General features: G+C 65.2%; 19 protein-coding genes and 2 tRNA genes. 8 read left to right on the forward strand and 13 right to left on the reverse strand.

What is annotated here, in order from left to right:
- The 3 genes from ACLB1G_RS19960 to mrtJ are packed head-to-tail and all read right to left on the reverse strand — an operon-like array spanning position 1 to position 3,363.
- Entirely contained in the window at positions 1-222 is a 222-nt protein-coding gene (locus tag ACLB1G_RS19960; protein WP_491628988.1) for a DUF4266 domain-containing protein, read from the reverse strand.
- Positions 219-2,993, reverse strand: coding sequence for a choice-of-anchor D domain-containing protein (locus ACLB1G_RS19965; RefSeq protein WP_491628989.1), 2,775 nt, complete (start codon positions 2,991-2,993; stop codon positions 219-221). Before ACLB1G_RS19965 ends, ACLB1G_RS19960 begins: the two co-directional genes overlap by 4 nt.
- A gap of 31 nt (positions 2,994-3,024) precedes the next feature.
- Entirely contained in the window at positions 3,025-3,363 is a 339-nt protein-coding gene (gene mrtJ, locus ACLB1G_RS19970; protein WP_491628990.1) for a JDVT-CTERM system glutamic-type intramembrane protease MrtJ, read from the reverse strand.
- Between the two features lie 144 nt (positions 3,364-3,507).
- On the opposite strand from mrtJ, the gene ACLB1G_RS19975 reads away from it, so the two are divergent.
- Genes ACLB1G_RS19975 through ACLB1G_RS19990 form a run of 4 tightly spaced genes read left to right on the forward strand, consistent with a single transcriptional unit; the run spans position 3,508 to position 6,846 of the window.
- Positions 3,508-4,077 (forward strand): RNA polymerase sigma factor, encoded by a 570-nt coding sequence (locus ACLB1G_RS19975; protein WP_491628991.1) that lies wholly within the window; start codon positions 3,508-3,510, stop codon positions 4,075-4,077.
- Entirely contained in the window at positions 4,074-4,898 is an 825-nt protein-coding gene (locus ACLB1G_RS19980; protein ID WP_491628992.1) for a zf-HC2 domain-containing protein, read from the forward strand. The genes ACLB1G_RS19975 and ACLB1G_RS19980 overlap by 4 nt, the downstream gene beginning before the upstream one ends.
- Positions 4,895-6,172: a S8 family peptidase gene (locus ACLB1G_RS19985; RefSeq protein ID WP_491628993.1), complete on the forward strand. Its 1,278-nt coding sequence runs from the start codon at positions 4,895-4,897 to the stop codon at positions 6,170-6,172. Before ACLB1G_RS19980 ends, ACLB1G_RS19985 begins: the two co-directional genes overlap by 4 nt.
- Positions 6,124-6,846 (forward strand): TorF family putative porin, encoded by a 723-nt coding sequence (locus tag ACLB1G_RS19990; RefSeq protein WP_491628994.1) that lies wholly within the window; start codon positions 6,124-6,126, stop codon positions 6,844-6,846. The genes ACLB1G_RS19985 and ACLB1G_RS19990 overlap by 49 nt, the downstream gene beginning before the upstream one ends.
- Here the strand turns inward: ACLB1G_RS19990 and ACLB1G_RS19995 are convergent.
- The 6 genes from ACLB1G_RS19995 to ACLB1G_RS20020 form a co-directional block, all read right to left on the reverse strand.
- Positions 6,823-7,317 carry a hypothetical protein gene (locus ACLB1G_RS19995; RefSeq protein WP_491628995.1) on the reverse strand — a complete coding sequence of 165 codons (495 nt, stop codon included), beginning with the start codon at positions 7,315-7,317 and terminating at the stop codon, positions 6,823-6,825. The genes ACLB1G_RS19990 and ACLB1G_RS19995 overlap by 24 nt on opposite strands.
- Before the next feature lie 240 nt (positions 7,318-7,557).
- A complete protein-coding gene (locus ACLB1G_RS20000; protein ID WP_491628996.1) occupies positions 7,558-8,034 on the reverse strand; it encodes a hypothetical protein in 477 nt (158 codons plus the stop codon).
- Positions 8,035-8,115: 81 nt separating this feature from the next.
- Positions 8,116-8,388, reverse strand: a complete 273-nt coding sequence (locus tag ACLB1G_RS20005; protein WP_491628997.1) for a hypothetical protein — start codon at positions 8,386-8,388, stop codon at positions 8,116-8,118.
- Between the two features lie 35 nt (positions 8,389-8,423).
- Entirely contained in the window at positions 8,424-8,684 is a 261-nt protein-coding gene (locus ACLB1G_RS20010) for a hypothetical protein (protein WP_491628998.1), read from the reverse strand.
- A gap of 116 nt (positions 8,685-8,800) precedes the next feature.
- The gene (locus tag ACLB1G_RS20015; protein ID WP_491628999.1) at positions 8,801-9,223 is read right to left on the reverse strand and encodes a tellurite resistance TerB family protein; all 423 of its coding nucleotides are present in this window, start codon (positions 9,221-9,223) and stop codon (positions 8,801-8,803) included.
- A 22-nt stretch (positions 9,224-9,245) separates the two neighbouring features.
- Complete coding sequence (locus ACLB1G_RS20020) at positions 9,246-10,202, reverse strand: TerC family protein (RefSeq protein WP_491629000.1); 957 nt, start codon at positions 10,200-10,202, stop codon at positions 9,246-9,248.
- A 112-nt stretch (positions 10,203-10,314) separates the two neighbouring features.
- Between ACLB1G_RS20020 and nhaR the strand changes: the two genes are divergently transcribed.
- The 4 genes from nhaR to ACLB1G_RS20040 all read left to right on the forward strand — a co-directional run bounded on the left by nhaR (position 10,315) and on the right by ACLB1G_RS20040 (position 12,710).
- Positions 10,315-11,214, forward strand: coding sequence for a transcriptional activator NhaR (nhaR, locus tag ACLB1G_RS20025; protein WP_491629001.1), 900 nt, complete (start codon positions 10,315-10,317; stop codon positions 11,212-11,214).
- 56 nt (positions 11,215-11,270) lie between these two features.
- Positions 11,271-11,747: a cupin domain-containing protein gene (locus ACLB1G_RS20030; RefSeq protein WP_491629002.1), complete on the forward strand. Its 477-nt coding sequence runs from the start codon at positions 11,271-11,273 to the stop codon at positions 11,745-11,747.
- A gap of 114 nt (positions 11,748-11,861) precedes the next feature.
- Positions 11,862-12,269: a BPSL0067 family protein gene (locus ACLB1G_RS20035; protein ID WP_491629003.1), complete on the forward strand. Its 408-nt coding sequence runs from the start codon at positions 11,862-11,864 to the stop codon at positions 12,267-12,269.
- Between the two features lie 3 nt (positions 12,270-12,272).
- Positions 12,273-12,710 carry an STY0301 family protein gene (locus tag ACLB1G_RS20040; protein ID WP_491629004.1) on the forward strand — a complete coding sequence of 146 codons (438 nt, stop codon included), beginning with the start codon at positions 12,273-12,275 and terminating at the stop codon, positions 12,708-12,710.
- A gap of 69 nt (positions 12,711-12,779) precedes the next feature.
- Here the strand turns inward: ACLB1G_RS20040 and ACLB1G_RS20045 are convergent.
- The 4 genes from ACLB1G_RS20045 to pal all read right to left on the reverse strand — a co-directional run bounded on the left by ACLB1G_RS20045 (position 12,780) and on the right by pal (position 14,428).
- Positions 12,780-12,855: transfer RNA gene (locus ACLB1G_RS20045), tRNA-Lys, on the reverse strand.
- 28 nt (positions 12,856-12,883) lie between these two features.
- Positions 12,884-12,959: transfer RNA gene (locus ACLB1G_RS20050), tRNA-Lys, on the reverse strand.
- A 58-nt stretch (positions 12,960-13,017) separates the two neighbouring features.
- Positions 13,018-13,773, reverse strand: a complete 756-nt coding sequence (ybgF, locus tag ACLB1G_RS20055; protein ID WP_491629005.1) for a tol-pal system protein YbgF — start codon at positions 13,771-13,773, stop codon at positions 13,018-13,020.
- Between the two features lie 121 nt (positions 13,774-13,894).
- The gene (gene pal, locus ACLB1G_RS20060; protein ID WP_491629006.1) at positions 13,895-14,428 is read right to left on the reverse strand and encodes a peptidoglycan-associated lipoprotein Pal; all 534 of its coding nucleotides are present in this window, start codon (positions 14,426-14,428) and stop codon (positions 13,895-13,897) included.
- Positions 14,429-14,433 lie beyond the last annotated feature (5 nt).

Below are 14,433 nucleotides of genomic sequence, written 5' to 3' on the forward strand. Positions count from 1 at the left end.
TCAGTTGCAGCCGCAGCCGCCGCCGCCAACCGCGCTGCCGCCCGAGGCGGCTTCCTTGCTGGCGTAGATGTGTTCATTGAAGCGCGTGGCCAGGCCGTCGCCCTGGATCAGCATGTCCTGGCGCGCCAGCTGGCCTTTTTCCCACGGCTGCACGGGCGGCAGCGCGCAGCCGGACAGCGCGGCCACGGCGGCGCCCAGCGCGATCACGAGGCGCGGCCTCATTTCGCACCTCCCAGCGCGGCCTTGATGCGCGCTTCCAGCGTTTCGCGGTCGGCGGCGCGGAAGCCGCTGTGTTCATACAGCACCTTGCCGTCAGGGCCGATCAGCACGCTGCTGGGCATGCCCTTGACGCCGTAGGCGCGCGGCGCGCTGCCGGCCGGATCGAAGGCGATGGCGAAGCGGGCCGGCACGGTGGCGAGGAAGTTGCGCGCATCCTCGGCCTTGGCATCGACGTTGATGCCGACGATCTGCAAGCCCTGGCCGCCATAGCGTGCCTGCATCTCGTTCATCCACGGGAAGGACTGGCGGCAGGGACCGCACCACGAGGCCCAGAAGTCCACGTACACCAGCTTGCCCCGGTACTGGTCCAGCTTGACCGTGCCATCGGGGCCGGTCAGGGTGAAGGCCGGCGCAGGCTGGCCTTGTTCCAGCGCGGACGCATACTGCGGCAGCGAAAGCGCGCCGCAAGCCAGCGCCACGGCGGCCATGGCGATGACCATCGATGCCTGTCCTGCGCGGGGCGCAAGCCCATACGCAGCCTGCGCCGCGCTGGGCCCGGCGCCGGCCATGCCGCGTTCCATGCGGTGGTGCCGGCCCGCCGTTCCCACTGCAGGCCGTCCCATGGCCAGTGCCGGAGCGGCGCCAGCCTCCCGTCCCCTGCGGCGACGCCAGGCCAGCACGCCGGCTGCCAACAGCACCAGTGCCGCCAGCATCGGATCGTTGCCATCCTGCGCAGCGGAGCATCCGCCGCCGCCACGGTTCTGCGCCTGGCCGCCGCCGGTGGGGAGGGCAGCCGTGCCCTGGCCGCTGAGCGAGATCGACCAGCTGGCGCCAGCCGCCTGCAGCGTCACGCTGCCGCTGGCGCTGCCCGCCGAGGTGGGCGTGAAGCGCACCGGCAGGTCGCACGAGGCGCCTGCCGCCAGCGTCAGCGGGAAGGCGGCGCAGGCGTTGCTGTCGGTGGCGGCGGCAAACGGGCCGGTATAGCTGGCGCCGGTGATGGTAAGCGCGGCGCTGCCGGTATTGGTCAGGGTGAAGCGCTTGAGCGGGCCGGCCTCGCCCACGGTGGCGCTGCCGAAGTCGAAGGCTTGCGGGTTGACGCCCAGCGATGGCGTGGTGGCTGGCACTGACAAGCCGTTGCCATTCAGGCGCAGGCTGAACTGGGCGCCGCCGTCGGTCATCAGCACCAGGTCGGCGCTGCGCGCGCCGGCAGCCGTGGGCTTGAAGCTGGAATCAATGGTGCAGCTGGCGCCGGGGCTGACGGTGGCGCCGCTGGCGCAGCTGCCCGCCAGTGCGAAGTCGCCCGGCTGGGCCCCGCCCAGCACCAGCGAGGCGATCTTGAGCGCGGCGCTGCCGTTGTTGCTCAGCGTGGTGCGGTGCGCCGCCGCCTGTTGGCCTACTTGCGTATCGGCGAAGGCGACCGGGGCGCTGTCGGACAGCACCGGCCGCGCCACGGCGGCCGAGGTGCCGGAACCGGTGACGCCCACCGACAGGTCGGGCGCATTGGAGCGCAGCAGCAGGGTGGCGTTCACGCTGCCCTCGGCGGTGGGCGCGAACGATAGCGCCACATTGCAGCTGGCAGCCACCGCCAGGGTGCCGGCGCAGCCCCCGCTGCCGATAGTGACGCTGGGCGCGCCGCTGACGGCGATGCTGGTGAAGGTGACCGGCACATTGCCACGGTTGGTCACGCTGACGTTCTGGGTGGTGGCGCCCGCGCCTATGGTTTGCGAACCGAAGGACACGGCGCTGGGATTGGCCGCCAGCGAGGCCGCAGCCGCGCTGGCGCTGCCGGACAGGCTGACTGCGAGATTGCCGTTGCTGGCATTGGATACCAGGTTCAGGCTGGCGGAGAAGGCGCCGGCCGCCGTCGGCGTGGCGCTCACGGTGATGGTACAGCTACCGCCGGCTGGCACCTGCGAGGCGGTGCCGCAGCTGCCGCCCAGCTTGAAGACGGTGGCATTGGCGCCGGACAGCGAGATGCCACTGAAGGCCAGTGCCGCCTGGCCCGCGTTGTTGACGGTGATGGTCTGGAGCGGCGAGCTGCTGCCGGCCACCAGGGCGCCGAAGTTCAGCGCGCTGGCCGACAGCGCCACGGTGGGCGTGGCCGCCGCGTTGCCGGTGCCGGCCAGCGCCACGCTGCTGCTGCCACCCGTGGCGTTATGGCTGATGTTGAGCACTGCGCTGCGCGCGCCGGCGGCCGTGGGGCGGAACACCAGCTGCACATTGCAGCTGGCGCCAGCCGCCACCGTGGCGCCGGCGCTGCAGCTGCCGCCGCTGATGGCGAAGTCGCCCGCATTGGCGCCGCCCACGCCTACGGCGCTGATGTTCAGCACCGCGTTGCCGCTGTTGGTGAGCGTGGTGGCCAGCGCCGCGCTGCCCTGGCCCACGGTGGTGCCGGCAAACGATAGCGTGGCCGGCGCCAGCGCCGCCGCCGGGACGGCGCTTACATTCGGATTGCCGATGAAGGCCGCCAGGTCGGCGATTTCGGCGTCGGTGAACTTGCCGTTGAACAGGGAGCCCATGCCGCCGCGGTTGGCGGCAAACGCGCTGGTGATCACGCTGGGATTGTTGGCCGCCGCGCGGATGCCGTTCACGTTATTGGCTGGCGAGGGGCCGTGGCAGGAGGCGCAGGCGGTGCCGCCGGACACCGGCCCGTTCAGGTACAGGCTTTTGCCATTCAGGGCGTCGGCCGCCTCGGCTGCGGGCGATAGCGCCAGCACGGCCCAGGCGCCTGCCACGCACAGCGTGCTGCGGTGGGGCGGTCGTATTCTTTTCATAGCTTCTCCAGTCGGTTGAATATTCGCGGGTTCAGGTTCCACAAGCAGCGATGGCGCCCGCATTGCACAATCCATGTAACAGCACGCACAGCCGCCAGTCGCGCCAGCGCTGGTACACGGCGCCGAACAGCAGGCCGGGCCAGAACACCAGCGCCGCCGCCGTCAGGCCGGCGCCCAGGTGCAGGGCGCTGAACGCCGCCGCGCTGGCCAGCAGGGCGGGGACGGGCGAGGTGTGCCGCAGCAGCCACTCCTGCAGGCCGGCGCGCATGATCCATTCCTCCAGCAGCGGCGCGACCAGCAGCAAACGCGCCAGCGCCATCGGGTCCGGCGAGAGCAGGGCGGGGCCGCACAGTAGCGATGGGGCAGGCACGTAGGCTGAACAATCCGTTAATGTTGTGCGGTCTATACCCGCCGCCGTGAAAGTGGTTCAAAATGAAGCGGGTATTTATTTTTGCGCTGGCATTGAACCTTTTTCCTGCGGACCGGTATTCACGGCATTGGAGGAAAAACAAGCATGCGGATAGGGGCAAGTGTGTCGGATGAACTGGATGAAATCGCGTTGTTGCAGCGCATAGGCGGCGGGGACAGGCTCGCCTTCCAGGCCCTGTATCGCGCCTATTTCTCCCGCCTGGCGCGCTTCCTGGACCGCATGACGCGCGACGTGGCGCTGATCGAGGAAGTCATCAACGACACCATGCTGGTGGTGTGGCAGAAGGCGCAGACCTTCGACGGCAGCTGCAAGCTGTCGACCTGGATCTTCGGCATCGCCTATCGCCAGGGATTGAAGGCGCTGCGCGGGCTGGACCAGCCGCTGGAGCCGCAGGAAGACCAGTCGGGCGAGGCCGGCGCCCAGCCCGAGCACGCTCTGGCGGCGCGCCAGCTGCAGCGCGGCGTCAGCCGGGCGCTTGATACGCTGCCGGTCGAGCAGCGCGTCGTGGTCAGCCTGACCTATTACCACGGCATGGCGTACCAGGAAATCGCCGACACCATGGGGTGTCCGGTCAACACCGTCAAGACGCGCATGTTCCATGCGCGGCAAAAGCTGAAGGACATGCTGTCCGATCATATGGAAGAGATGCAATGAGTACCCCAACCGCATTGAGCGGCGCTGAACACCAGGCGCTGCAGGACCTGCTGCCCTGGTACGCATCCGGCGCCCTGGACCAGGCCGAGGCGCAGCGTGTGCAGGACCACCTGCCCGGTTGCGCCGCCTGCCGTGCAGACCTGGCCTGGCAGCGCAAGCTGCTGGAGACGGAAGGCCCGCTGCCGGCTGGCCTGGACCCGGAACGTGCGCTGGCGCGTCTGATGCCACGGCTGGGGCAGGCTGCCGGCCCTCTGGCCGAGCGTACGCCTGCCACCGCACTGGGCGCCAGCCCGCAACTGACGCCGCCCGTGCCGATATCGCCAGCCGGCGTGCCCTTATCGCCGCCTGCGCCGGCAGTGCCGGCAGGCCCTGAGCTGTCGTCACCCGCGCCGGCATGGCGAGATAGTCCGCCGTTGTCGCCTCCATCGCCCGCCGCATCGCGGGGATGGGCCAGGCGCCTGCGTGCCTGGTGGGACGGCGCCGGCTGGCAGGGATGGGCAATAGGCGCGCAATTCGCCGCCATCGCCGTGCTGGCCGCGCTGCAGCTGCTGCCGCGCGACGAGGCGCCCATTTACCAGGCGCTGGGACGCGGCGCGGCCAGCACGCCGGACCTGCTGGTGGTATTCAAGCCGGACGCCCGCCTGCAGGACGTGCAGCACATCCTGCAAGCCAATGGCGCCCAGATCATCGGCGGACCCACCGTCACCGGCGCCTACATGCTGGACGTGGAAGCCAGCCGCCAGGCCAGGCTGCTGGCGGCGCTGCGGGCCGACCCCTCGGTGGAGACGGCCGAGGCGCTGACGGCCGGAACCCCGCCATGATGCGCACCCTGGCGCTGGCCCTGTGCCTGTGCTGCGGCGCGGCCCTGGCCCAGGAGGGACAGGACCTGCCCCGCATCACGCCGCAGGCGCAGCTTGCCGCCGCCCCGCCCAAGGTCGAGGGCGGCGCCGAGATCCTGGTCATGCTGCGCCTGCCCGCGCCGCACTTCCGTTCCGACGGCTACGGCAGCGCCAACTACCGCGAAGACGCCGGCCGCGCCGCGCGCCAGCGCATCGCGGCGGCGGTCGCGCAAGAGTACCGGCTCGAGCTGATGGAGGACTGGGCCATGCCGGCACTGAATGTCGATTGCTACCGCATGCGGCTGCCCGCCGGTGCGGCGGCGTCTGTCGTGCTGGAAGCGCTGGCGCATGACCCACGCATCGCCTGGGCCCAGGCCATCCAGGACTTCGCCGCGCAGGGCGGCAGCGATCCGCTGTACCGCATGCAGCCCGCCGCCGGTCCATGGCAGCTGGCCGAAGTGCGCAAGTCGGCCACCGGACGCAAGGTCACGGTGGCGGTGGTGGACAGCGGCGTGGAAAGCAGCCATCCCGACCTGGCCGGGCAGGTGGCGGTGGAGCAGAACTTCGTCGGCGAGCAGCCGTATGTGGCCGAGCTGCACGGCACGGCGGTGGCCGGCGTGATCGCCGCCCGCGCCGGCAATGGGGTCGGCATCGAAGGTGTGGCTCCCGAGGCACGGCTGATGGCGCTGCGGGCCTGCTGGCAGGCTGGCGCCGCGACGCGCTGCAACAGCTTCACGCTGGCCAAGGCCATCAACTATGCGCTCTCGAACGGCGCGCAGATCATCAACCTCAGTCTCTCCGGCCCGCAGGACCGGCTGCTGCAGCAGCTGGTGGAAGTGGCGCAGGCGCGCGGCATCCGGGTGGTGGGCGCGGTCGATCCGGCCCGGCCCGACGGCGGCTTTCCGGCCAATACGCCAGGCGTGTTCGCGGTGGCGTCGGACGGCGCGCCGCCGCGCACCGGCCTGCGCCCCCTGCTGGCGCCGGGACGCGACATCCCCACCACCATGCCGGGCGGACGATGGGGCATGGTGGCCGGATCGTCGTATGCGGCCGCCCATGTCTCCGGCATGCTGGCGCTGCTGGAGGAAATCAAGCCCCAGATGCCGGTCGCCAGGCTACGCGAGGGCATCGTACTGAACGAAGGCGGCGCACCGTTGACCGGGATAGACCTTTGTGCAACCATCAGCCGCATTTCAGGGAAATGTACATGCGCATGTCCATTCAGTTCCGCCAGCCGCTTGGCACATACGCCCTGAGCCTGGCCTGGCTGCTGGCGCCGGCCGCGCAGGCGCAGCTGAGCGGCAGCGCGGGACTGCTCTCGAATTACCTGTACCGGGGAATGTCGCTCAGCGACGACAAGCCGGCCGCGCGCCTGGCCATGAACTACGATGGCGACGGCGGCTGGTATGCGGGCGGGCAGGTGGTGAGCGGCCAGCTGGCGGTGGAACGCCATCGCAGCGCGCAGTGGACCGGCTTTGCGGGCTATGCGCAGCGGCTGCCGTCCGGGCTGGCCTGGGAGGCGGGCGTGACCGCATACGCGTTTCCGCATCATTCGGACTGGAGCTTCCGCGAGGTGTATGCCGGCCTGTCCGGCGAAACGCTGGGCGGGCGCTTGCATTACTCGCCCGACTACCTGGGCCTGGGGGAGCGCACCCTGTACGGAGAGCTCAACGGCGGCTGGATGCTGGGACCGCGCTGGCAGGCATTCTGGCATGGCGGCCATCTGCACTCCTACGACAACGCGCGCAGCAACCGCAGCGAGGCGCGCATCGGCCTCTCCACCGGACACCAGGGCTGGCATGTGCAGCTGTCGCTGGACCTGGTGCGCATGCGCGGCGCACCGGCCACCTACGTCTACTATGGCAACGCCGCACCCAGCGGAGCGGATTGGCGGCGCAAGACCGTGTTAACTGTCGCCCGGTCGTTCTAGCGTTGCGCTGGCCGGCAGCGGCTGTGGCGCCAGCTGGAATCGATGGAAGAAGCTGAACGGCCGATGCACGCCCGTGGGCGCGGAGACGATGGGCAGCATGAATTTTTTGTCGGCGAACAGTGTGAGGGTCCACACTGTCTCGCCGAAGAATCTGAAACGGACCGTGTCGGGAAGGGACAGATCGAGGTCCGAAAAAGCGGCGGCGGTGTAGATGTGATACATGCGTGCCAGGTCGGCAACCTGCAAATTGGTGTCCAGGAGGTAGATGTTCAGTGTTTCTTCGAAAGGGCAGTCGTCGCTCAGGAACAAGAGTACATAATCGTTCCACTTGAGCGCGGCCTCCAACACTGCGCCGTCCACTATTGTGCCGCTCGGTATGCCGGTAATCACGATTTCACTTGTCGGCGCCTTATCGGGGGTGGGCGTCGTCACTTGGCGGATGGCGTAGCCGGGGACATGAGATAACTTCATAGGCCATGTTTACCAAATATAGCTCGTACCAAATGCAGCAAATGCGCCACCGACAAACGCACCCACGGTAACACAAACCGGAGCTGCCGGTCCGCAAGCCAAGCCAGCCAGCGCGCCCCCCGCGATGCCTCCCGCCATGCTCGCGCCATTAATTGCGAGTTCCTTCTGAAATGCCGCGGCTTTATTGGTCGATGTTGCTATCTCGTAGGTGGATAAGGCCACAGCCAGAAAAAATGTGCCTCATGCCGCGTGGGTAAGGTTCTTCATGGCACGTGTAACTCTTGCGTTCGAATTGCCAGCTGACTTGACTATGCTCGCATAAATCAAATTTTGTTTGGACTCCGACAGCCTGGAGAAGATCGCCTGCTTTCCATATAAACTGGCAGTCTTGAGGGCGATCAGCTGGTTGAGCGAAAGCCCAGTCCGTTTCAAGCTTTCCGCGAATGCCCGACCAACCGGCGTGCTGCGCTCTCTGATCACGCCCATAATTACATTGCGTGCCTCCTGTGCTTGACGTGCCGCTACACCCCAGCTGATCCTTCTGCAAACGGCATCGGATCGCAATTTATCCGACATACTTTTGATCTCTTGCGCGTACAGTGAACGCGCCTTTGTATCTATAGTGAGATGGGCCGCTATATTGGTAAGCTCGGCTTGCAAGGCCTGTATCGTGGATTCGAAAACTGCTTCGTCAGTTCGGGGCTGGTTCGGTTCCATTGCCTATCTCCGGTAAGTGGTGACAGGTCGACGGTATGCTACATCTCAATGAGGCGGCTTGTGCAATCGCAATCGGGCTGGTCAATGGCCGATTTCATTATCTGGTTTTAACTTCACGCCTTCGACCTCCACCAGCTGATCCAGTCGTAGGGTTACGCCGGTGCTGGTGGTCAGGTAGTCGGCGCCATTGCGGGCGTAGACGTCGGTGATGATGGCGTTGATCACCTGGGGCGCGCCGCTGCTGTCCCGGAAAGCGATCTGTGTGGGCTGGCGCCGGGTCGCATGCACTTCCAGCAGGTCGTGGAAGTCGCAGCTGATCGGTTCATAGGAGGAGGGCTGGCCGCTCATGGCCATGGTTCGCCATTGTGCCACCAAACCGCGTGGTGGCCTCAGGGTGCCTTCTTCTTGCTCTGCGTGCGGCGCTGCTGCTGTTTGCGCTGGGTCTGGTTCTTGTTCTGTTTGGCCTGGTAGAGCACGGCCGCTTCCAATTTGGCCTGGGCCACGGTGCGCAGTTCTTCCTTGTCGTCGTGGGTGACGAAATGGTCGTTGGCTTGGGCATCGACCACCAGCTTGATTGCGGTTTCGTCGTCGAGGTCGTACAGTTCGGTGAGCAGGGTGGCTATCTCATCCAGGAATTCTTCGTAGGTCATGGCGGGTTTCTGTTCGGTGGCGGTGGCTGGAAGCAGAAAAGCCAACGCGAAGGTTGGCTTTTTTGTCTATCCCGATGGGCTCGATTTTAGCATGCCCGCTGAGGGTGCCCGCCGGCTCAGCGCAGGGCAGGCTGTTCGGCTTCCTCCCGGATGAAGCGCGACTCCGCCGACCACACGGCGCAGGCCCGGGCCAGCAGCTTGGCTTCGGCGTCGGCCAGCACGCCGTCGGCATCGGCGATGTTCCACATGGCGCGCAGCAGTTCGCGGCGCAGCTCCGGGTCCTGGATTTCGCCCAGCAAGGTGTCGATGGTCGCCTGGTCCAGTTCCACGTGCTCATGCTTGACCGCGGTGCTCAGCATGTCCTGGCACAGGTCGCTCACCAGGTCGTGGAAGGTGTCGATGTCGATATCGATGTATTCCAGCAGCCGCGTACGCTGCAGCGCCTGCAGTTCGGACGGCGCCAGGTTGCCATCCACCACCATGCACAGGGCCACGAGACGGCCAGCGGCGCTGGCGCTATCGGTTTCATAATGTCGCATACAGTTCTCCTTGAGAGTTAAGTTACTTCTTGCGGGTCACATACAAGCTGGCGACGACGCTGCCAGCAATCAGCACGGCCACTACGGACAGCGAGACGTGCACCGGAATATGCAGCCACGGCAGCAACAGCATCTTCAGGCCGATGAAGCACAGCACCAGGGCCAGGCCATACTTGAGCAGGTGGAAGCGCCCGGCGATATCGGCCAGAAGGAAGTACAGCGCCCGCAGGCCCAGGATGGCGAACATGTTCGAGGTGAACACGATGAACGGGTCCGAGGTGATGGCGAAGATGGCCGGGATGGAATCCACCGCGAACACCAGGTCGGTCGCCTCGATCAAAATCAGCACCAGCAGCAGCGTGGTCACGTAGCGCTTGCCGTCCTTGAACACGAAAAACTTCTCGCCATGGTCGCCTTCGGCCACCGGCAGGTGGCGCCGCGCAAAACGCAGCACCGGGTTGTTCCTCACGTCCGGCTCGTCGTCGACCGCCTTGAGCATCTTCACGCCGGTGTACAGCAGGAAGGCGCCGAACAGGTACAGCACCCAGCTGAACTCGCTCACCACCCAGGCGCCGGCCAGTATCATGATGGCGCGCATCACGATGGCGCCCAGCACGCCGTAGATCAGCACGCGGCGCTGGTATTCCGCCTTGACCTGGAAGGCCGTGAAGATCAGCAGGAAGATGAAAATGTTGTCGACCGACAGGGCTTTTTCGATCAGGTAGCCGGACAGGAACTCCAGCGATTTCTGCTCGGCGATCTCGGGGCCGACCGTGCTGTTCAAATACCACCACAGGCCACCGTTGAACGCCAGCGCCAGGCTGAACCAGCCCAGCGACCAGGCGCCTGCCTCGCGCGCCGTCACCTTGTGCGACTTGTTGCCGCCGAAGACCCACAGGTCGACGGCCAGCATCAGCAGCACGAAGGCCACGAAGCCGGCCCACATGCCAGGACTGCCTATGTTTTCCATGCCATTCATTGCGTTCTCCGCTTGATGAGGTTCTGGACCCATGATAGGACCGGCAAGTAATTCGTACAATTCGAATATACTTGCTCAATACATCGAAAAAACTGATGAATGGGAGTCCGGCATGGCGGCACTGAATTACAAGCACTTGCGCTACTTCTGGTTGGTGGCGCGCAGCGGCAGCATAGCCAAGGCAGCCGAGCAGCTGCACCTGACGCCGCAATCGATTTCCGGCCAGCTCACCGAATTTGCCGACACCCTGGGCGTGGAACTGTTCCGGCGGGTGGGACGGCGTTTGGAATTGACGGAGACCGGCAGCCGCGTGCTGCGCCATGCGGATGACGTATTCAGCGCCGGCGATGCCCTGCTGGAAACCGTCAAGGACCAGGCCGGCGCCCGGATGGGCACATTCCGGATCGGGGTGTCCGATTCTGTCTCCAAGGCGGTGGCGTGCCGCCTGGTGGCGCCGGCGCTGTCGCTGGCGGAACCCACCCGGCTGATCTGCCGCGAGGGCAGGCTGGCCGCGCTGCTGGCCGACCTGGCGGTGCACAAGCTGGACCTGATCATTGCCGACCGTCCCATGCCCAGCCACCTGAGCGTGCGGGGCTATAGCCACCTGCTGGGCGAGAGCGAACTGGGCGTGTTTGCCGCCACCACGCTGGCCGCGCGCCTGCGTGGCGATTTTCCCGCATGCCTGGACAACATGCCCTTGCTGTTGCCGGGCGAGGACTTCGCCGTGTACGCACGGCTGATGCAGTGGCTGCACCAGCACGTGGCGCGCATGCATGTGGTCGGCGAGTTTGACGACAGCGCCATGATCAAGGCATTTGGGCAATCCGGCGCCGGCGTGTTCTTCGCCCCGGCTGCCATCGCCGCCGCCATCTGCGCGCAATATGGCGTGGTGATGGTCGGCGCTATCCCCGCGCTGCGCGAACAGGTGTATGCCATCACCACCGAGCGCCGCATCAGCCATCCGGCCACGCAGGCGATACGGCAGGCGGCGCGGGAGACGCTGGTGGTCTGATATGATCGGCGCAGCGCAGCACCGTTCCGTCCGCCATCCTACCGGGAGACCAGTCCATGCCAGTCATTCGAGCCTCGCAGAGGCAGATCGAAACCGTCGCTACCTCGCAGCCCGGCGTGGAGAATCGGGAGGAATGGATCAGCGAGCCAGGCGGGCTGTCCGATGTCGGGGCGTTTATCCATGTGCTGGCGCCGGGAACGCGCTCGTCCATCAAGCACTGGCATCTGGCGGAGGACGAGCTGGTCTACGTCATCGAAGGCGAGATCACGGTCATCGAAGGGGAGGAGGAGCACCTGCTGGGTCCGGGCGACGCCGTGGCTTTTCCGAAAGGCAGGCCGGTGGGGCATTACCTCTGGAACAATCGCGGCTCCGTGGCGCGTTGCCTGGTGGTGGGCACCCGTGCCCCGGTTGACCGCATCACCTATCCGGACCACGACAGGATCATGCACAGGGACCGGTCGCTGCCGGATGACTTGTGGAGCGATGGGGCAGGTAACGAGGCGGATAGTCCGTATAAGGATTGGATGCCTTGAGCAGGATGTTGTAGCGCGGTGCAGGCTTGCCGGCCACTTCGACTGAGGGATGTCAATGCGTCAAGTGCCGCTCCAGTAAAAATGGTTATCCCGATAAACTTATCAGGAGCCATCATGGAGTACAGATATATTGGTAATCTCGCCGCACTGGAAAATTCGAATCCGGTTGGCGACGGCGAATGTGTCAGGGTGGCGCAGCACTATGCGAAGGCGCCATTGACCAGTTTTTGGCGGCCTGGGGAACGGGTACTCGATGCTGCGAAAGTTTGGCCTGGCACCGCGATAGCCACGTTTGCAGGGCCTCGTGCACGCTACAAGAACGCTCACGGCAACCATGCGGCGCTGTTTATATCTGCGGGGCCGCGGGATGCCGACGGCAAGCCGCGATACATCGTGGTGATGGACCAGTGGAGAGGGCGCAACGTCAAATCGAGGACGATCCAGCGCTATACTCCCGCGCGCGCCAAGGCGCTGAACATTCTGGATTGTGATAATGCAGAAAGCTTCTACATCATCCGGTGACACATGAAGACTCCTCAAATCGTTTTGGTTTTGTCAGCAATATCCTGGGCGCCTGATAAATCAGTCGCTGCCGAACAGATGCCGCAATGTCCGGCGCAGATCGATGGTAAATTGATCCGGGTGCTTCCTGTTCAGAGCGGGTGGAAAGGAATAGCCGCTACACGGCTCCGGCTGGAGCGGGCAACCGTGGTGCTTGGTCCGCCAGATGTGGAGGCCCGCGCTGAATTACGTGGCAATGAAAAGCGCCTTGGCAAGCATGCCGATCAAGTTACGTATGACGGACTAGGGGCACAGCAGGAGAAGTGGCTGGTTTGTGCTTATGGAAGGGGAGGGGATATTGAGCAGGCTGTCCGCTTACCTCAATCGGTAAATCGTTGCGTGATCAATACCGCTTCGAACACTCCAGGCGGTACAAACCAAGTGACGGTAGCTTGTTACTAGAATAAGGGGCGCAAGGCCTTGAAACAAAAAAGCCCACGAACCGGGTTCGTGGGCTTCCTTGATAATTCTTGGTAGGCCGTGCGGGATTCGAACCTGCGACCAACGGATTAAAAGTCCGCTGCTCTACCAGCTGAGCTAACGACCCTCAGGTATGACACCTGGGAACTTTCGGATGGTAGGCCGTGCGGGATTCGAACCTGCGACCAACGGATTAAAAGTCCGCTGCTCTACCAGCTGAGCTAACGACCCCCGAAAGAAGCGAGATTATAGGGGGTTTCCATGCTTCCTGTCAAACCCCCGCCGCGCATTACTTGGCGCCCAGGCGTTCCTTGGCGGTTGCTGCCGCGCTGGAGTCCGGGTAGGTCTTGATCAGCTCCTGCAGCGTCTTCTTGGCGGCCTTGTCTTTGAGTTCGGTCTGGCAGGCGGCGATGTTGAGCATGGCGTCCGGCGCCTTGGGGCTGTCCGGATAGGCCTTGACCACCACCTGCTGGGCCGCGATGGCGCTCTTGCAGTCGCGCTGCAGGTAATAGGCGCTGCCCAGGTTGTACTGGGCCCCGGCCGCGTAGCCGGATTCCGGATACTGGCGCACGAACTCGCCCAGCGCCACGGCGGCAGTTTTGTAGTCGCCGGCCTTGAACAGCAGCATGGCGGCGTCGTACGATTTCTGCTCGGCCGGATCGACCTGCGCGGACTTGCCGTCGATGGTCACCTGGCGCGGCTCCAGCTTGCGCAGACGGGTGTCCAGGTCCACGTAGAAGTCCTTCTGGCGCTTCTGGGCGTTGGAGATGTCATTGGCCAGCACTTCGATCTGGCCGCGCAGCTTGGCGATTTCCTGCAGGGTCAGCTCGTTCTGCGACACCAGGTCCAGCGCGGCCGATTTGTCGGCCTTGGTGTCCAGCCTGGACTTCACATCGGCGTCCAGCGCGTTCACCTTGGCGCGCAGCTCGAGGATGGCCTTGCGCGCTTCGTCGTCGTCGAACACGCCGGCGCCGGCGTGCAGGGGCAGGGCGGCCGCCATGGCCAGGAACAGGGCGGACAGGCCGGACGGGGAAAATTTCTTCATGTCGGACGCTTTCAGTTCTAATCGGACAGTGCAAAAGGAAACGGGGCGGTGCGCGGCCCACACGCCGCGTACCGCCCCGTATTATGCCTGTGGCCAGGCAAATCGGTAATGCCGTTGACGATTACTTGTAGACGATGTCAGCACGGCGGTTTTGTGCCCATGCTTCTTCGTTGGAGCCGGTGGCTTTCGGTTTTTCCTTGCCCAGCGAAACGGCTTCGATCTGCGAATCCGACACGCCCAGGGTGGTCATGGCCTTGCGCACGGCTTCGGCGCGTTTCTGGCCCAGGGCCAGGTTGTACTCGGCGCCGCCGCGTTCGTCGGTGTTACCTTGGATCAGGATCGAACGGTTCTTGTTCTTGACCAGGTAGGCCGAGTGATTTTCCACCACCGGCTTGCCGTCGGCACGCACCACGTAGCTGTCGAAGTCGAAGTACACACTGCGGTTGGCCAGCACGCCCTTGGGATCGTCCAGCGGGTCGATGGACTTGGTTTCCACCGGCGCCACGGCGCGGGTGTTATCGGCCATTGGCGGCGGCGGGGTGACGGGTTTTTCAACCACGGGCACCGGTGCCGGTTCCTTGACCGGGGTGCTGGAGCAAGCTGCCAGGATGGCAGCAGAAGTAATGGCCAAGGCCAGGCTGCTGAGTTTGCGCATTTGTG

The organism is Duganella kummerowiae (genome assembly GCF_053572355.1).